This window comes from Kitasatospora sp. MAA19 (assembly GCF_029894125.1).
In the GTDB taxonomy this organism is placed as follows: Bacteria; Actinomycetota; Actinomycetes; order Streptomycetales; family Streptomycetaceae; genus Kitasatospora.
Window position 1 is genome coordinate 1 of the sequence record NZ_JARXYZ010000035.1, and the last position, 17,708, is coordinate 17,708.

Sequence of the window (17,708 nt, forward strand, 5' to 3'; positions counted from 1 at the left end):
GAGTACGAGCAGGCGTACTGGACGGGACTGGAGCAACACCCGCAAGTCGCTTGATCACACGATCGCGGACTCCACGAAAGTCGGGGCAGCTCACCGCCGGCCGGATCCACGCTGCCTTCGTCACCAACGGCCGGTGACGAAAGCACCCGGCGAAGCGCCTCTCGTAGGCTGACTGGGTTGCCCGCCCCCACACCATTGCCCGGGGCGGGCAACCACCCCACGAAACCCCGACCCGATCCGTCCCGACCCGCCCGACCGGGACGGCCAGGAGGACGACGGTCGCCGAGCGGCACCGGACCACCAGGACCGGCGAGCGGAGCGACGGCCTGAGCAGGGATCCGGGCACCGAAATGCCGCCACGCGGAACCTGGGAGCCAATCGACATCAAAGCCTTCGATCAGCAGGCAATTTCTTGAACGGAACGTTAAATGCAAGGCCTTGTCTCGTATTTGGGTGTAGACTCTGAAGCGCAGAGGGTGGTCCGAAGGGTCGGCATCGCGGTGATGCCGACGGATCACCTGCGGACAGGGGGAGCACCATGACCTACCACCTCGAGGTGGCGCGGGCGACGATCGACGAGCGTCTGCGGGAGGCCGAGAAGCACCGCCTCGCGCGCGCGCTCCGGCTCAAGAGCCGCGCTGAGCGCACCGCCCGACGCGCACACCTGGCCCTGACAGGTCTGGTCGGCCCGACCGTATGAGCATCACCCGTGATGGGCCCTCACCGCGGCACCGGTGACGGCCCATCTGCTATCTGCAAAGAAAGCCTTTGGTGAACCGGCGCGGCCGGCCACACGCAGACGAATGCCGGGGCCTCAGCCGGTGGGCCTGAACCGCCTCCTCAACCCGGAGGCCGAGAAAGCCGACCGGGGGTAGGGCCGAACAGGACCTGAAGGCCGGCGGGGCACGGGACGCCCTGCCGACCGCGCCGACAACACCTCCACCACCGCGGTGGGGTCAGCAGTCGGCTTCCTGCAGGTCACACGGCCGAACCGCCTCGCCGTCTTCGCTCGGCCCGGCCAGGACCGCGCAGTCGAGCGCGCCGCCGAGCGGGCCGGCCGGGTAATCCTGGCGGCCTTGCAGGGTCTCACCGGTCACGCTGGACACGTCGGACCCCCAGACCGCACCGAACTGCCGGTCCAACTCCCCCCGGGCATCGGGGAAACTCCCGGTCATCCCGACCACCAGCAGAATGCTGCGGCCCGACCCGACGGGCCCGTAACCCGCCACCGACACGTCCCGGTAGCGGCTCAACGCGGTCAGGTTCTTCCGGAGGCGGCCACGCTCCGCCGCGACCACCCCGTCGTCCGGCATCCGCTCCTGGTCACCGATCCGCTCCACCAGGACGATCCGGTGCGCGGACGGGGCTCCCACACCGGTCACGGTGGCCACGGTCAGCGCAGTGAACAGGAAGACGACCACCGTACCCACGATCCAGGCCTTACGGGGCACCCTGCGGTACCAGGACAGCGGAGCCGTCGGCTCCAGGGTGCTGGCCCAGATCGCTTGGAGGACGCTGGGCTTCTCGGACGGCTGCCCGGTCTCTGTATCCGCCATGTCGCCTCATTCATATGACACCAGTTCACACCCTGCGGGGGGAGGATGGATCCTCTCATCCAGGCCCGGAATCCACCGGACCGGCACGTAACGTGGCCGGGTGTTGCTGCGCCGGCAGGCCGGTGGCTTTGTTCACGAGATTCGACAGCGTTTGTTCACGACTTCGGACAGCACCCCGGCTGCCTTCGTTCGATTCCAGGCGGGGTCGCCGCAGTGGCATGGAGGTGGGGTCGCAGCTCCATGAGGAGGGCCCCGCATGCTGGCCGAGGGCTGGAGGAAGGGCCTTTCCGGCGATGTCGTACAGTGCCCCTATGTGTGCAGCAGTTCTCGCGCCTCCCGTCCTCTGAGGCGGGTCGCCATCGACACCAGCGCGTAGGTAGGCCACGGGCCGCGACGCGCTGGGTGGTTGTGCCCGCAGACGCGAGTCCACGACCACCTGCTCCGTCTGGAGATTCCTTCCGTGTCGAAAACTGCTGTTGCAATGACCCCTGCCCCCGTGACGGCGCCCCGATCAGTGCGCCGCGGCCTCGCCTACCTGGCGTTCGCCGGCATCACCTGGGGCACCACCGGCGCCGCCGTGGAGATCGTCTACCGGTCCAGCGACTTCGGGACGATGGCCGTCTCGTTCTGGCGCTTCCTGACCGGCGTGGCACTGCTGCTCGCAGCAAGCGTCGTTCGCCCGGCCCGCAAGCTGTCCAGGACGCCGCAGCCGGTGGGCCGACGTGTGCTGCTGTTCGCGGGCACCGGCGTCGGCCTGGCGGTCTTCCAGACCGCCTACTTCGCCGCCGTGCAGGACACGGGACTGGCGGTGGGCACCATCGTCACCCTCGGGGCGGCCCCGGTGTTCACCGCCGCCGGCGGGCGCCTGTTCCTCGGTGAGCGCGTCGGACGAGGCGGCCTGCTGGCGGTCTGTGGCGCGCTGGCCGGCCTGGCGATCCTGGTGCTGGGTAACCAGCAGGGTGTCGTCCACCCCGTCGGGGTGGCGATGGCGCTGTTGTCCGCCGCCGGATACGCCGTCTCCAACCTCCTGGGCCGGTGGACCGGACGGCATGGCGCCGGTGAGGACCCGTACACCCTCACGATGGGGTCCTTTGCCGTCGGCGCGGCTGTCATGCTGCCGCTCGCCTGGGGCGAGGGCCTCGTGCCGCACACCGCCCACCTGGGCCATGTCGTGCTGCTGATGCTCTACGTCGCCACCGTCACCACGGCACTCGCCTACCCGCTGTACTTCGCCGGAGCGGGCGCGGTCCGGGCAGCCACAGCGTCGGTGGTGATGCTCATCGAGCCGGTCAGTGCGGCAGTGCTCGCCGTGCTGTTCCTGGGCGAGCAGCTCACCGCGGCCACGGTCATCGGCACGGTATTGATGCTCGCCGCCATCGCCGGCCTCGCCGTCGCAGAGTCCCGGCTGAACGCGACGGACTGACGAAGCGACGAGGCTGGTCAGCGTGGTCATTCCCTTGGGCTGGCCAGCCTCGTTCGGTCCGGTGACCAAGCGGGCTGCAGGCCTGCGCTGTTCGAATCGCCTGACCAAGTCCTGCTGTCCGAAGTCGTGAACAAACGCTGTCGAATCTCGTGAACAAAGCCATCCCGGAACCGCTTGAAGTTGCTGTCGGCGGTGTTGGCCTCGTGCGACACGAGCCGCCGCTGCGGACGTCGTCGGCTGTCACGGCGATCCGCGGTGGCGCCGGACGTCGCGGCGCTCGCGCGGATGCTGGGCTGACGCAGAAATAACGACGTCCCCCCGCCGGCTCGGTCAGGGGGACGTAGGTCAGGCGGGGGCTACTCTCCCCAGTTGCATTTGGTCTGGAGTGCTTTGCCCGCGTCGTAGGGGACCATGTCGTAGTGCCAGGCTTCCAGGTCCCAGGTTGGACCGCCCCAGTGGCCGCCGTTGCCGTTGGAGTAGGAGTACGACGCGTGGCAGTACAGCTGCTCGTAGGTCGAGTGCATCTCGCCCTGCGTGGCGTGCGGGAACATGAGCGTGTTGGACCAGACTTGCTTCCAGTTGTCCGCCGAGTCGCTGGAAGCGGTGTCCGAGTGTGAGGTACTCGCGAACGCGGCGTCGGTCGGGGTGACATGCGTGGAGCGCTTGTTCTGGTCCGCCAGGTTCATGTAGACCTCGGTCTTCTTCACCCACTTCGTGTTGGTGATGCCGCCGTAGCCGATGCATGCGGTGTGGCAGCTTTCGAAGGCGTTGGACTGGCCGCCGTTGTACAGGATATAGCGGCCGGACTGGAAGTTCTGCCGTACGCCCGTGTTGTTGTCTTCGATGCCTCCGACGTAGTCCTCTTTGTATTCGTCGGACGTCGGGTAGCCGTAGAAACCGCTCTCGTACCCGTTCTGTCCCCACCACCAGCCGGTGAGGCCGTGGACGGCGTGGGCGCCGCTGTACTGGCTCCAGTAGACGGTGCCGCCCTGGAACTGCTGGCGTACGCCGTAGCCGTCGGGATTCGTGAGCTCGTCGCTGAGGGGGTAGCCCAGATAGCCGCGCTCCCAGCCCAGGTCGGCCCAGTGCTGGCGGATCGCGCCCCACACGGCGTGTGCGCCGGTGTCGGGGGTCCAGTAGATCGAGCCGTTGTCAAAGGCCTGGAAGCGGCCGATGCCGTCGGGGGTGCCGAGTTCGTCGGTGGTGGGGCAGCCCAGCGACCGCTGGACGCCGGGGGTCTGGGTGTACTCGGTCCAGATGGCGCCGTCCACGGAGTGGGACCCGCAGAAGACTTCGGCGGACGCGGGGGTGGCGCCGATGGTGAAGCTGGCGGTGACCAGGGCGAGGGCGACGACCGGAGCCGCCCGGAGTGTTCCGATTCGTCCGAGGGAGGGATACATGTCAACTTCCTGCCCCAGCCCCGGGTACACGAACCTACTGCCAGCCGGACGGTCGATGCTCGTGACCGCCTTCGAGCCGAACTTCAACCAGTCGACGAACAGCCCCAGTTCCTCGGCCGCCACCCGCCAGTCGCGGCCCGTCCGTATGCACCAGCGCAGGTACAGCGCGACGTGCCCGGCGTACGTACGGGTCGTCAGCTCCGCCTGGTCCTTGCCGAACCGCACGTGCCGCAAGAACGTGTCGGCCGCGGGAACCACGACGAGGTCGTCGTCCAGCACGGTCCAGTACCGGACGCCAGACGGGAGTTGAAAAGCCGGGTGATGTACCTTACGTGCCTTACTACTCTCCAAGGCGCTGACCAGCGAGAACGGGCCGGACCACCAGATAAGGGGCGCTTCGGCTCGGGCACATCCTGGCCGTCGTCCGCACCCACGTCGCCTTCGTGGCCGGCGCCCGCGCGGCCGGGGACGGGTGCTCGCCGCTGGACTTCCTACCCGAGGTCTACCACCGCTACAGCGAAGGGCGGGACGGTTCGGTCGCCCCCGACGGCCTGCTGCACTACGCGACGAGTGAAGCGGGTCGCGCGCTGTATCGGGCGTTCGTCGAGGTCGACCGCGGCACCATGGCCAGCAAGAGGCTCGCCGCCAAGCTGATCGGCTACGCCCGCTTCCACGACCACCACCCGAACCCGCCCCACCTGCGGCGCACCGCTGGAGCGCAGACCGTGCTGCCGGCCTGGCAGCAGCACTACGTGGCCTTCCCCCGGCTGCTGTTCGTCCTGGCGGACACCGGCGAGCAGGCCGCCCGGCAGCGCGTCCGCGACCTCCAGGCCATCGCCGACGGCCACCCGCTGGTCGCCCGGATGCTGATGAGTGTGAAGGCCGGCGCGGCCCGCCTGGCCGATCTGGAGCAGCACGGTGTCAACGGCGCCGTCTGGCACTCACTCACCGACCACCAGCGGGCGCGGTGCGGGGCTTGGCAGCTGTAACCCGTACGGGCGGGTCTCGCGGTGAACCGCCCGTTGGCCGGGGGCCGCTCTGCCAGCGTGAGGGCATGACGAGCAACAGCGGCTTCATCCAGGACGTGACCATCTGCCCCGAGGTCGACCGGCTCCCTGGCCACGAAGGCGATCTGACATGGCTGGGCATGTGGACGCTGGCCCACCGCGGCGACCGGGGTGTCCAGGCCCTCACCGTGTGGGCCTACCGCACCGAGGCGGACGCGCTGGAGGCCGGCGCGGATCTGGCCTGTCTCAACACTGAGGGCACCCCGGTCGGGGAGCAGGTGCGCGCGTGCTTCACGGCCGGGCGGTTCGAAGAAGCCATCGCCCTGTACGAGGGGCAACAACCGACGGAGCACGTGCTGAGCGTCCAGCCCGCACTCCTGCAGGGCGCCTGACCCCACCATCAAGGTGTCCGGGACCGTCTCCAAGGTTGGAAGCAGGCCATCAAGGAATCCACCAAGGTTGGAGGCTTGACGGGCCGCCACCTTGGTGAAGGCCGTTACGTGATCGTTGCCGCAGAAGGGGTGGATCGCCAAGGTATCCGCCAAGGTTGGCGGGGTTGCCTTCGGCGACCGCGCGGAGCACCGGCTCCGCGCCCAGCCGAAGGGGGAACCCCGCGATGACGACGAGCGACGGCTCCAGGACGAAGAGCAGGGCGAGGACGGGCGCGGAGCCGGACAGCGAGACGCGGGAGGTGGAGATCACCTGGGCCGTGCTCGCCGCCCTGTTCCAGTTCCGGATCGCCACCGCCGAGCAACTGCGCCGGCTGACCGCCCCGGACGCGGGCATCGAGAAGATGCGGGCCCGTCTGCGGCGGCTGCGCGAGGAGGGCCTGGCCGAGGAACTGGTGCTGCCGCAGGCCGGACGGCAGCGGGCCTGGTTCCTGACCGAACACGGGGCGAGGGTCGCCAGCGCCTTCCCCGAACTGGCGGACATCCCCGCCCCGAGAACGCCCGGCGACAAGAGCGCCTTCAAGTACACGCTGTGGCACCAGCTCGCCGTCGTGCGCACCCACCTGGTGTTCCTCGCCGACGCCCGCCGCCGAGGCGACGCCTACGGGCCGTTCGACTTCATCCCGGAGATCACCCACCGCTTCGCCGAAGGCCGCGAGGGCACCGTGCGCCCGGACGGCCTGCTCTACTACAGCCGCACCAACGCAGACGACGCCCGGGTCACCAACCTGGCGTTCGTCGAGGTCGACCGCGGCACCATGGGCGGGCCCCGGCTGGCCGCCAAGCTCAACGCCTACGCCCGCTACTGGGCCACCGCGCCACTGCCGCCCGGCGTCTGGCACGGCACCATCGAGGCCAAGGGCGGCGGCGTGCCACTGTGGGAACGCCGCTACGTGCGCTTCCCCCGGTTGCTGTTCGTCCTCACCGGCACCAGGCAGGCCGGCTTCGCCCACCGCGCCGACGACCTGGAGCTCATCGCCCGCACCCGGCACGTCGACAAGATGCTGGCCACCGTCCCGGCCAGGGTCGCCAAGCTGGAGGACCTGGAGGACGAAGGCCCCGGCTCCGACGTCTGGTGGTCGATCGCCGATCTCGAAGCCGGGCCGGGCACTTGGTGGAGCTGACCGACACCTGGTCCTGACCGGCACCGACACCGACACCTTGATGCCCGTCCCGCCTGACCCGTCTCAACGAAGTTCGGCGAGTCTTGAGGAGCAGACCGATCAGCAGGACAGCGTTGCCGTGGTTGATGTCGACGGCCCACAGCACGTCGTCGGTTATCGCCAGGACGTCGGACAGGAAGCTGGAGCAACTCGGACTCGTCGTTCTGGACCCGGCGGGACAGCAGCCGCTTGCCCTCCACGTCGATCACCACGGCGTGGTGGTGCTTCTTGCCGATGTCCACTCCGGCCCAGATCTGGGGCACGGTCCCCTCCGTCAGCTCGCTCGTCCACGTCCCCACAGACGACCTCGCCTCGACTCGCACAGGTGCTGGGAGTTGCCCGCACAACTGCCGGGCGTCGTCACGGTCAGCGCGACCTGTGCCAAGAGCGCGAAGTCGTAGCCCCTTCGGGGAGGACGATCTGCATTTCGGGTCCCGGTGCCCCGCAGTGCGGAGGGGCGCCGGGCGGGTCCTTTCGAATTTCCTTACCCAGAGCTGGAGTTGGTGGAAGTGCCGCGGCCGCTTCGAGACATCCCTCGGGGCGCCGACGGCGTCACCTCCCTCACCGGCTCCGAACGACGGGTCGCCGCGCTGGCCGTGATGGACTGCACCGATCTCTCAATCGCCGGGCAACTGCGCATCACCGCAAGTAGGGTGGAGCAGCGCCTGACACGCGTGTGCCGGAACTCGACGTCAAACGCCAAAGAGATCTTCCCGTGGGCCTGCGCAACGACGGAAGCACGACCGGGCGGACTGGACCCGGACGCCTTGGCACGCAGCACTCCCAGCTGTCCTCGCCCCCACTGCGGAACTGACTGCCCCTCCCTAAGGATTCACGTGCCGCACACCTCGGACGACCGACCGACCACCCCTACACCCGGCACCTACACCATCGACGCCGGACACAGCACGATCGCCTTCACCACGCGCCACTTCTTCGGCCTGGGCGCCGTACGCGGAACGTTCGACCTCACCTCGGGGCAGGTGCACGTTGCCGCCGAGCCCACGCAGTCGTCGGCCACGGCGGTCATCGACGCCGACAGCTTCTCGACCGACAGCGGTACCCGCGACAAGGTCGTGCGCTCACCCAAGTACCTGGGCACCGCCGCACACCCCCGCATAACCTTCGCCTCGAACGCCGTCCAGACCACGGACACCGGGTACGTCCTGCACGGAGAACTGACCGTCAAAGCCGTCACACGGCCTGTCGAACTCACCGTCGAGCAGCCGGAATTCGCAGCCGACGGAATCCGGTTCCGCGCCACCACCAGAATCGACAGGTACGCATTCGGCATTACCGTCGACAAAGGCATGACCGCCCGTCACCTCACCCTTTCCCTCGACATTCTCGCCGTGCCCGCCGCAGGCAGCACCCCCGGCGACTAGGACTTGTCCGGTCGGTCCATTGCGCCCTTAAAGCGCAACGGGTCACACCTGACGCCCCGACGCCGGGCAGAGCCTCGCGTGGAGGAGACCGGCCTCCCCACGGGTCGGCGAGCCTGCCGCGCCGGTACTGCCTCCGCTCCTTGCCGGTAGGCAGGGGCAGCCACAGCGGGCCCAAGCCATGCCGACATGGGCGCACCCCGGATACCCCAGCGGGTCCGAGCCAGAACGAGCAAGGCGCCCCGAGGCCCCGGTCGACGGCGGCTACCGGGCGAGCCCACCCCTGCCGTCCTAAGGTAGCGACGACGCTACCAAGCGTGATCACGGGAGTTCGCACGGCGCAGATTGTGAACGTGACGGAGAGCTCGTTCGAGGCCGAGGTCATCAAATCGGACCTGCCGGTGGTCCTGGAGTTCTGGGCACCGTGGTCGATGCCCTCCAAGCAGGTCGCGGAGATCCTCAAGGCGGCCGCCGAGGAGTCCAGCGGCAGGGGTCAAGGCCGCCCTGCTCAACACCGACGACTGGCCGGACGCCCAGGCGAAGCTGAAGGCCCCCAGCATCCCGACGCTCCAGCTGTACAAGTACGGCATCGTGGAGGCAGCGAAGGCCTGGACCGTGGCGAAGTCCTCGCGGCCGGCGGCGAGCAGCTCGGCGCGCTGTTCGGCGCCGAGGCCGGCCGGCGCCGTGAAGGCGCGCACCGACAGCCGTGCCGCCACCTGCAGCATGTCCAGTGCTCCGCCGGTGCCGTCCATCGGCAGGTCGGCGATCTGCGCGCCGGTGAGGCCGGCGCCGTCCGCTCCCGGTGCCGGCAACTCCGCCTCCGCCTCGCGCTCGGCCTGACGCCGGCCGTAGTGCGCCCTGCCCATCGGTCCGGGCTACAGCAGCGTCGCCTCGAACTGGAACTCGGGTGCGGTCAGCGGTTGCTCGGACCAGATGACCTTGCCGCGGGCCGTGTACCTGGTCCCCCACCGCTCGGCCATCTGAGCCACCAGGAACAGACCCCGGCCCCCCTCGTCCGTGGTGGCGGCGTAGCGCAGATGGGGGGCGGTGCTGCTGCCGTCGGAGACCTCGCAGACCAGGCTGGTGTCACGCAGCATGCGGACGCGGATCGGCTCGGTGCCGTAGCGGATGGCGTTGGTGATCAGCTCGCTGAGGATCAGCTCGGTGGTAAAGCTCAGGTCTTCCAGGCCCCAGACGGTCAGTTGGGCGACGCAGTCATTGCGGATGCGGGAGACGGCGGCGAAGTCGTCGGGTACGTCCCAGGTGGCCACCTGGTCGGGCTCGAACAGGCGAGTGCGGGCGATGAGGAGTGCGATGTCGTCGCTCGGCTGGGGCAGGACCAGTGCGTCGAACACCGCCCGGCAGGTGTCCTCTGGGGATCCGTCGGCTCGGGTGCCGGCCAGGCAGTCACGCAGCGCGGCGAGCCCACTCTCCAGGTCACGCTCGCGGGACTCGACCAACCCATTGGTATAGAGCACCAGTGCGGTGCCGGGTGCCAGCTGGAGTTCGGTGGTTTCGAAGGGCAGGCCGCCCACGCCGAGCGGCGGGCCGGCGGGTAGGTCGACGAACTCCACGCTGCCGTCGGTCTGCACCAGCGCGGGCGGGGGGTGCCCGGCCCGCGCCATCGTGCAGTGCCCGGAGACCGGATCGTAGATCGCGTACAGGCAGGTGGCGCCCGTGACCGCCCGCTCACCCTCGCCCTCGATGCCACCTTCTCCCGCAGCCGCCTCACCCTGGTCGAGGTGGGCGACCAGTTCGTCGAGGCGGGCGAGCAGCTCGTCCGGGGGCAGGTCGAGGGCGGAGAAGTTGAGCACGGCCGTGCGCAGTCGGCCCATGGTGGCGGCGGCGTGCAGGCCGTGGCCGACGACGTCGCCGACAACCAGCGCCACGCGGAAGCCGGGCAACGGGATGACGTCGAACCAGTCCCCGCCGACCCCCCGCTGCGCCGGCCGGTAGCGGTAGGCCACCTCCAGGGCGCTCTGCCGGGGCAGGCTGCGGGGCAGCAGGCTACGCTGCAGCGTCTCGGCCATCCGGTGTTCGCGGGTGTAGCGGCGGGCGTTGTCGACGCACATCGCCGCGCGCGCGACCAGCTCCTCAGCGAAGGAGACATCCTCCTCCCCGAACGGTGCGGACTCCCCCGCGCGCCAGAAAGTGACCGTGCCCAGGGTCAGGCCGCGCGCCTTGAGCGGCGCGGAGATCAGCGAGTGGACTCCGAACGCGAGGATCCGCTCGGCGGTCCGCGGGTCGCGCGCCCGCCAGGCCCGCGCCCGACGAAGCTCGGCCACCAGCGTGGCACGCCCGCTCTCCAGGGCAGTGGCCTCCGGTGTGCCGGGCAGCGGACTGATCTGCGCACCCACCGGATAGAACGGCCACTCCTCGCGGATGCCGCCGGCGGCCACACAGCGGATCCGCGGGCCGCCAGCAATACCCGTACCCGGCAGCGGCTCGTCCCCCCGCAGCACCGCCTCGGCCAGCTCGACCGTGACGAAGTCCGCGAACCCGGGAACCGCCACATCCGCCAGCTCCTGCGCGGTCCGCACCACGTCCAGGGTGGTGCCCACCCGAAGCCCCGCGTCGTACAGCAGCCTAAGCCGCGCCCGCACCGCCTCGGCCTGCCCGGCCAGCGCCCGCAGCTCGGTAGTGTCCCGGACCGTCGCCACACTCCCCGGCCCCCCGCCGAACGGCGCGGTCGGACGGTTGTTGACCGCGAGCAGCCGGTCCTCGACCAGGTGCACCTCGTCGGTGGCGGCCCGCCCCGACACCAGCAGCTCGGCCAGCCCAGGATCGAGCCCCAGCTCGGCGACCGGCCGCCCCTCCACCTCGGGCGGCAGCTCCAGCAACCGCCGGGCCTCGTCGTTCGCCAGCACCACCCGCCCGTCCCCGCCGACGATCAGCACACCCTCGCGCACCGCGTGCAGCACCGCGTCATGGTGCTCGTACATCCGCGTCATCTCGGCCGGGCCCTGGCCGTGCGTCTGGCGCCGCAGCCGCCGCCGCACCAGCACCGCCCCGCCCGTCCCCGCGGCCAGCGCAGCCACCGCACCACCGAGCAGGACCGGCAACTGCCGGGCCGCCACGCTGGTTGCATTCTTGACGGATTGGCCCACCGAGACCAGGCCGGCGACCGAACCATCCGGCCTGGCAATCGGCGCAACGGTGTCCATGTCATGTCCCAGCGGCGTGGTCTCGGTCGTGGTGACCGGCCCCTTCAGGGCCCCCTGGTAGGAGCCGTAGACGTGCTGTCCGATCAGCTCGGGATGGTCGGTGGAGGCGTAACGGATCCCGTTGGTGCCGAAGATCACGATGTAGTCGAAGCCGCCGCTCTTCTGCACGTCCAGGGCCAGCGGCTGCAGCACCGCGGTCGGATCGGCACTGTCCAGAGCAGCCGCCATCCCTGGATAGCGCGACAACGTGACGGCTGCGGCGCGCGTGCGGTGCGCGGCATCACTCGTGGCGTAGTTCCGGGCCTGGAGGACGAGCGCCGTCAGCGCCGCGCCGACCAGCAGCACCACCACGACCAGCATCCACAGGAACACCTGCCCGGCAACACTGCGCACCCGCAGCCGCGAGCGCAGCCCGCCCCGGGTAGACCGGTGTTCTCCCGGTCCGCCCGGTGTCGTGCCCCCAAGGGCATGGCTGTCCATCTCATGCATCCAGGCCGTCCGCGCGCATCCGGATCTTGAGGCATCCACGCTGCCACCCAGCCTCGAAATATGCATGCTCGAATCGCCGGAGGGCCGGACAGAGCGTCAGGCAGGTCGGTGCCCTGGAGCCGGCGGCCGAGGTGAGAGCCTCCTCCCCGTCGTCCCTGCCCTGCTCCGCCCGTCCGCACTGTCCCCGCGCTGGCTCCCACCACCAGGGCGATCGTCAAGCACTACGGCGCCGACAGCCTCCGCCTCCGAGCTGTCCGCCGACAGCACCGAGGTGTACCGGCCCACCGCCGAACTCGCCTGCACCGCCGGCGCCGGCGACGAACGCCTCCGGCCGCGGGCGTTCGTCGAACTCCACCGCCCCGGAGGCGGCGACGAGCAGACCGTAGCGCAGCTGACCGCCTGCACCAGGCTGCTCGCCGATCTGTTCGGCACCACTGCCTGACGCGAACTCAGCCTGGGCACCAACCAGGTTGACCACCGGTAGCGGAGACCAACGCGGCCACCAGCTCCCGCTTGGTCGGCAGCAATCGGCAAGGCGCCGAGGCCGAAGGCGCAGGTGAGGGCGATGCACTCGGGCATCTCAGTGAATCAGGCGACAGGTGGACAGGGCTGCCGATGTAAGGGCCTTCCACTGCGTCACCATGAGCGACCGTCAGCAACGACGTTCGCAGGACCGCACTGGAAACGGCAGGAGTGCAGAAAGCCCATGAGTATCTCCGAACCCAAGCCCGATCGGCCCGATCGGGTGGCCGACAACGACGGCGGCGACCCCACAGACCCCACGGGTCCCACCGGCCGGCTGGCCACCTGGCTTGCCGGCACCTCGCTGGGAGAGATGCCGCGTTCCGTGCGCGAGCGCGCCAAGCACCTGCTGCTCGACGGTATTGCCTGTGCCCTGGTCGGAGCCAGGCTTCCTGTCTCCCGCAAGGGTGTCGAGGGGGTCACCGCGCTGGACAACGCCGGGAGCGCCGCGCTGATCGGCTGGGGAGCCCTCACGACCAGCGCGCCGTCGGCGGCGATGCTCAACTCCAGCTTCATCCAGGGCTTCGAACTCGACGACTACCACCCGCTCGCCCCATTGCACAGCAACGCGCTGGTCGTGCCAGCCATGCTCGCGGCGGTCCCACACGTCGGTGAGGTGTCAGGGGCCCGCTTCCTGCTCGGCGCGATCCTCGGCTATGAGACGGGGCCACGGGTGGGCATGGCCCTGGGGGGCCTGGAGATGATCTCCCGCGGCTGGCATTCGGGTGTGGTCTTCGGTACCCACAGCGCCGCGGTGTCTGCCGGGACGCTCTATGGGCTGGACGCCGCCGGATTCGAGGACGCCTTAGGGATGGCCGCCACCCAGTCATGCGGCCTGATGTCGGCGCAGTTCGAGTCGATGGTCAAGCGGATGCAGCACGGCTTCGCCGCGCGCAACGGCCTGACCGCGGCCGCGCTCGCCGCGTCGGGCTACGTCGGCATCAAGCGGGTCTTCGAGCGTGAGTACGGCGGCTTCCTGTCCACCTTCGGAGAGGGGCACAGCCCCGACGCCGGGCAGATCACCGCGGGCCTGGGCACGGTCTGGGAGACCGAGCGCATCGCGGTGAAGGCATACGCCGCCATGGGCCTGCTGCACGCCGCCATCGACGCTGCCCTCCACCTGCGGTCGGAGCACAAGCTGACGGCCGACCAGGTCGAACGAATCGAGATCGACCTACCGGAAGCCGCCTATGGACACGGAGGGTGGCGGGCGGTCCGACCGCTCGAGCCGATCGGCGCCCAGATGAACGTGGCCTACACGGTGGCGGTGGCGCTCATCGACGGGGACGTGCTCATCGGCCAGTTCACCGAGGAACGGATCAATCGCGACGACGTGTGGAACCTGATCGACCGCACGGAAACACGCCACGAAGAGGCGTACGACCGGCTCCCGGCCGATGAAAGGCTCACTACACGGTTGCGCCTGACCCTGAAAGACGGCGGCGTCCGCGAGGCGGTCGTCCGGCACCCCCGCGGCACCGGCGACCGCCTTCTGACCAACGCGGAGATCGTCGACAAGTACCGCAGCCTGACGCACTCCGTGGTCTCCCCGGGCCGCCAGGCCGCCATCGAGAACGCCGTCCTCGGCCTCGAAGCCCTCGACGACATCTCCCAGCTGACCGCCCTGCTCACCCCGGCTGTGCGGCCCGCCTTGGACTGAGAGGGCATTTGATGTGAACAGATTGCCCTTCATGCCCAACCTCGACCCGGACGAGTTCGACCGGCTCGAACGCGAGGGCCAGATCAAGCCGGAAAGTCGCGGGCATGCTGCCCACCACCACCACGGATCGCTCGGCGCGGTCACCATCGCGGCCACCAACTCCCGCTTGGTCGGGGCGGGCAGCACCAGCGGGCCCAGCTCCTCCACCTCCCGGTCGCTCACGCACTGCGGGCACTCCAACCGGTCCGGGCCCGCCTTCTCGTCGAGTTCCAGTGGTGAGCCCGCCTTCCCACCAACCGAGCCCCGGCACGTCCAGCACCGGCGCAGCGCGGCGTTGGTCTCCCGGGCCTTCTCCAGGCGCTTGAGAGCCTTGGCGGCGGCCTTCTCCTGGCGTTCCTCGTGCTTGTGGTGGCAGGGGTAGCAGTGGCCGCCGGGGCGGAGGGTCCACTGTCCGTGGAGCCCGTACTCGTAGGTGCTTTCTGCTTGGGGACCTGGCCGCAGTCGGCGCAGGCCAGGGTCTGCATCAGCTCGTGGTGGGCCTGGCGGGCCTTCTTCTCGCGGGCCTTCTGGCACTGGTCGTAGGCGGTGCGGTTGTCCGGGTTGTCCAGCGCGTCGGTCAGACAGTGCCGTCCGGGGCGGCCGTAGCGCCACCAGACGGGGCCGAGCGGGCCGGGCTCGGCCAGCAGCTCCAGGGTGGTCACGACGACCGGGACGGCGTCGTCGTAGACCCGCCAGCCGTCCCCGTCGTTGTCTTCCCGGCGCACCGTGCACCACTGCCCGCCCCAGACCTCGGCCGACAGCTCGGCCGCGTTCTGCTGCCGGTTGGCCAGCGCGACCGGTCCGGCGTCGGTGACGACCAGGGCGACCGGCGGGTAGCCGGCGCGGGTGTGGCCGGGCCAGGTACGGCGCCACCAGTGCACCGTGCGGTCGCTGGTCAGCGGTAGCGACCTTGAGGACGCCGAGCGCGCCGAGGACATCGCCGCGCAGGGCGTTGGTCGAGCCGTTGGGATTTGGGGGCGAGCCCGGTGTCGACCACACGGGCACCCGCTTGGGAGCGAGCCCTTAGAACCGGCCGAGGGCGACGGCGAACTCGCAGCGTTCCGGACCGCGTCGGGAAGCGTCGAAGAACTCGAAATCGCCGTAGGCGTCGCTGGCGATCACCCGCATGCGCCCGCCAGCCGCCTTGAGCGGGTCGATCCCGGTCTCCTCGGGGCGCACCTCGGCCTGCATCGTGGCGCACACGCCCTGCGCCGGCTGCTCGGGGTCGATGGTGACGGGCTACTCGGCGTCCTCGCAGGCCCGAGCGGATGCCAGGGCCTTGGCGAGGGCGCGGGCGTCGACGCGGTGAGCCAAAGTGCGGCACACGGCCTTCCGTGGCCCCTGGCGGCCCTTACGGCTTTCGTCCAGCACGGCGACGGCCGCGGGGCCCCGGCCGAGTCTGCGAGTCGCCGCACCCGAACCTCTCGCGGGGCGCAGCCTGTCAGGGGAAGGCTGGCCCGGGCTCGCTGCCCGGGCCAGCAGCGATCGGATGACGGCGGAGTCGACGGCGACGACCCGGTCCGCGTCCGGAGGTGCCGGGTGGCTCAGGGCGAGTACCTGCACACCGTGACGCCGCTCTTCGCTCCGCAGCCCATCTTGCTGTAACTAGGGTTGATCATGTTGTAGTAGTGACCCCAGCGGTAGTACCCCGTCTGGTTGGCGTACGGGTCATGGTTGGGATCGGAGTCGTAGGCGCTCTTCTCGCTGGCCCAGTGCCCCGTGGCCTGGCTCGGCCCGGCGCTCGACATGTTCTCGGCGGCGTTGCTTGTCGGCCCGTGGTGCAACGAGCCGCCCGCGGTGGATGCCGGGTTGTCAGCCCAGGACTGTGCCGCGGAGGCAAGCCCGCTGTCCCAGGTCAGACCTGACTGGCCGGCCTGGGCACGAACGCTGTTGGTCTCGGAGAGGATGGCCTGTTGGTCGCCGGGGCTGATCTGGGCGGGAAACTCCGCCGCAGGGGAGACGGTCGCGGTGGCAACCGTCGCCAGCATCATGCCTCCGGTCATCAGCGCCGTTGCGAAGATGTTCGCGGCGCGATGGTGTACCCGAGTTGGATTTCTCATTGCGACCCCCCTGGTCGCACAGAAAGCAGCAGCAAGTGCCGGCGCGGACCACGGCCGTCACGGAAGCGGGCCGCACGCCTGGCTCATGCGATGGCCAGGATGCCATCGGCGACAAATCGCCCTGTCCGGCGGCCACATGACCGCCGTCAATAGCACCAGCGTATGTCCAGGACGTCTTCGCGGCGACTGAATAAGCCGCTGAGATTTCTTTGCACAGCCGGTGATCGAGGCTCTGCGCTTCGTAGCCTCGAATCCCGTCGCCCTGGCCAACTGACTTTCCCAGACGGCGATTTCTGCGAATTCGTCGCGGTTTCAAGTCAGGAGCTCCCGTGAATCGGACTCCGGCACCTCCGGCCGTTTCACGCCTTTCACCGAGCCCCGACGCCCCCGCGCACAGCGGCTTCGTCCTCGACAACAGAAGGCGCTGAGTGATGAGTTCGGGGAGCGCTGCGTACCGCAGGTCGGGAACCTGGGAGCGCTGCAACGTGTGGTCATACGGCGGGGCGTGCCTGCCGCCGGCTGAAACAGGTGGAGGCTGCGCTCGCCGGTCGTCATGATCTGTACATGGAACAAATCGTCGATCTTGATCACGCGGCTGTCGAAGTCGCCGAGCGCAGGACGGATTGGGAGCGCCGGGGGCTGGCAGTCGGGCACGTGACCTGGCGTGACGAGGCCGCACCGTGGCCACAGCGCCTTGAAACGGACCGGTCGTCGGTGACCGAACCCGACTCGATCGGCATCCTCATCACAGGCCCCGGCGACGCACGGCTCTCGGTCGTCCTGTTCCGTGGCGGTTGGGCCGACATCGACTTCATCGCAACCATCGACGACGCGGGAACGCTGCCGACCCCTGACATCGATTCAGCCCGGGCCTTCGGTGATCTTCTAGATCGCTGTGTGGCCCGGGTCTTCGGTTCGCAGGGCTCCGGGAGACAGAGCACTCCGTAGAAAGCTCTGGAGCATCCTCAGCTCCCGCTCCAGGACCACGGCCGCAAGCCACGCCCCGAGGCCGGTGATAACGATCGGCACCGGCTCTTCACCGCGATACCGCGGAACACTTCACCGCGCACCCGGCTCCCCCATTCACCATCCCCGGTTGACGGCGGCCGTGACCAGGGACAAGACCCCCGACCACCCCGGTGAACAGCCACGCCGAGCCGCTGAAAACCAAACGCCGATCATCAACCAAGGCCATCCCACGCCCCACAACACCAACAGGTCACACCCTGCGGTCCGACGACGGACAGATAGCCGGGGCCTGTTCGGCCCCGCGCGATTGGCGATCAGTTAGCCGGAGTTGTCCTCCGACCAGGCAGGTTCGTGTGCAGCTGAAGCAGGGTCGGCGAGGGTGGGTTGTGCAGGGTGGTACGGGGGCGGAGCAGGTGTTCCGTCTG

Annotated in this window: 16 protein-coding genes and 1 pseudogene; 9 read left to right on the top strand and 8 right to left on the bottom strand. The window is 69.6% G+C overall.

Features of this window, described 5'->3' with window-relative positions; genetic code table 11:
- Positions 1-538 precede the first annotated feature (538 nt).
- Positions 539-700, top strand: a complete 162-nt coding sequence (locus P3T27_RS33860; RefSeq protein ID WP_280685112.1) for a hypothetical protein — start codon at positions 539-541, stop codon at positions 698-700.
- A 256-nt stretch (positions 701-956) separates the two neighbouring features.
- Here the strand turns inward: P3T27_RS33860 and P3T27_RS33865 are convergent, their stop codons facing one another.
- Entirely contained in the window at positions 957-1,556 is a 600-nt protein-coding gene (locus tag P3T27_RS33865) for a hypothetical protein (RefSeq protein ID WP_280685113.1), read from the bottom strand.
- 481 nt (positions 1,557-2,037) lie between these two features.
- On the opposite strand from P3T27_RS33865, the gene P3T27_RS33870 reads away from it, so the two are divergent.
- The gene (locus P3T27_RS33870) at positions 2,038-2,979 is read left to right on the top strand and encodes an EamA family transporter (protein WP_280685114.1); all 942 of its coding nucleotides are present in this window, start codon (positions 2,038-2,040) and stop codon (positions 2,977-2,979) included.
- Between the two features lie 356 nt (positions 2,980-3,335).
- Here P3T27_RS33870 and P3T27_RS33875 read toward each other — a convergent pair whose 3' ends face one another.
- Positions 3,336-4,658: a hypothetical protein gene (locus P3T27_RS33875; protein WP_280685115.1), complete on the bottom strand. Its 1,323-nt coding sequence runs from the start codon at positions 4,656-4,658 to the stop codon at positions 3,336-3,338.
- Positions 4,659-4,789: 131 nt separating this feature from the next.
- On the opposite strand from P3T27_RS33875, the gene P3T27_RS33880 reads away from it, so the two are divergent.
- The 3 genes from P3T27_RS33880 (at position 4,790) to P3T27_RS33890 (ending at position 6,959) form a co-directional block, all read left to right on the top strand.
- Positions 4,790-5,368 (top strand): replication-relaxation family protein, encoded by a 579-nt coding sequence (locus P3T27_RS33880; protein WP_280685178.1) that lies wholly within the window; start codon positions 4,790-4,792, stop codon positions 5,366-5,368.
- Positions 5,369-5,433: 65 nt separating this feature from the next.
- On the top strand, positions 5,434-5,778 hold the full coding sequence (locus P3T27_RS33885) for a hypothetical protein (RefSeq protein ID WP_280685116.1): 345 nt from the start codon (positions 5,434-5,436) through the stop codon (positions 5,776-5,778).
- Between the two features lie 224 nt (positions 5,779-6,002).
- Positions 6,003-6,959, top strand: a complete 957-nt coding sequence (locus P3T27_RS33890; protein ID WP_280685117.1) for a replication-relaxation family protein — start codon at positions 6,003-6,005, stop codon at positions 6,957-6,959.
- 85 nt (positions 6,960-7,044) lie between these two features.
- Here the strand turns inward: P3T27_RS33890 and P3T27_RS33895 are convergent.
- Positions 7,045-7,261, bottom strand: a pseudogene (locus P3T27_RS33895) (transposase); the annotation flags it as partial.
- Between the two features lie 573 nt (positions 7,262-7,834).
- On the opposite strand from P3T27_RS33895, the gene P3T27_RS33900 reads away from it, so the two are divergent.
- Complete coding sequence (locus P3T27_RS33900; RefSeq protein ID WP_280685118.1) at positions 7,835-8,383, top strand: YceI family protein; 549 nt, start codon at positions 7,835-7,837, stop codon at positions 8,381-8,383.
- Between the two features lie 305 nt (positions 8,384-8,688).
- On the opposite strand, the gene P3T27_RS33905 is transcribed toward P3T27_RS33900, so the two are convergent.
- Together P3T27_RS33905 and P3T27_RS33910 are read right to left on the bottom strand one after the other, a co-directional pair.
- Positions 8,689-9,246 (bottom strand): hypothetical protein, encoded by a 558-nt coding sequence (locus P3T27_RS33905; RefSeq protein WP_280685119.1) that lies wholly within the window; start codon positions 9,244-9,246, stop codon positions 8,689-8,691.
- 9 nt (positions 9,247-9,255) lie between these two features.
- Positions 9,256-11,904, bottom strand: a complete 2,649-nt coding sequence (locus P3T27_RS33910) for a SpoIIE family protein phosphatase (RefSeq protein ID WP_280685179.1) — start codon at positions 11,902-11,904, stop codon at positions 9,256-9,258.
- Between the two features lie 400 nt (positions 11,905-12,304).
- On the opposite strand from P3T27_RS33910, the gene P3T27_RS33915 reads away from it, so the two are divergent.
- Together P3T27_RS33915 and P3T27_RS33920 are read left to right on the top strand one after the other, a co-directional pair.
- Positions 12,305-12,475 (top strand): hypothetical protein, encoded by a 171-nt coding sequence (locus tag P3T27_RS33915; RefSeq protein WP_280685120.1) that lies wholly within the window; start codon positions 12,305-12,307, stop codon positions 12,473-12,475.
- Positions 12,476-12,739: 264 nt separating this feature from the next.
- Entirely contained in the window at positions 12,740-14,215 is a 1,476-nt protein-coding gene (locus tag P3T27_RS33920) for an MmgE/PrpD family protein (protein ID WP_280685121.1), read from the top strand.
- Between the two features lie 218 nt (positions 14,216-14,433).
- Here the strand turns inward: P3T27_RS33920 and P3T27_RS33925 are convergent, their stop codons facing one another.
- From P3T27_RS33925 to P3T27_RS33935, 3 genes are all read right to left on the bottom strand, one after another.
- Positions 14,434-15,192, bottom strand: a complete 759-nt coding sequence (locus tag P3T27_RS33925; RefSeq protein ID WP_280685122.1) for a hypothetical protein — start codon at positions 15,190-15,192, stop codon at positions 14,434-14,436.
- A gap of 85 nt (positions 15,193-15,277) precedes the next feature.
- The gene (locus P3T27_RS33930) at positions 15,278-15,457 is read right to left on the bottom strand and encodes a hypothetical protein (RefSeq protein WP_280685123.1); all 180 of its coding nucleotides are present in this window, start codon (positions 15,455-15,457) and stop codon (positions 15,278-15,280) included.
- A 341-nt stretch (positions 15,458-15,798) separates the two neighbouring features.
- A complete protein-coding gene (locus P3T27_RS33935) occupies positions 15,799-16,245 on the bottom strand; it encodes a CAP domain-containing protein (protein ID WP_280685124.1) in 447 nt (148 codons plus the stop codon).
- Between the two features lie 633 nt (positions 16,246-16,878).
- Here P3T27_RS33935 and P3T27_RS33940 point away from each other — a divergent pair.
- A complete protein-coding gene (locus P3T27_RS33940; protein WP_280685125.1) occupies positions 16,879-17,262 on the top strand; it encodes a hypothetical protein in 384 nt (127 codons plus the stop codon).
- The last annotated feature ends 446 nt before the right edge of the window (positions 17,263-17,708 follow it).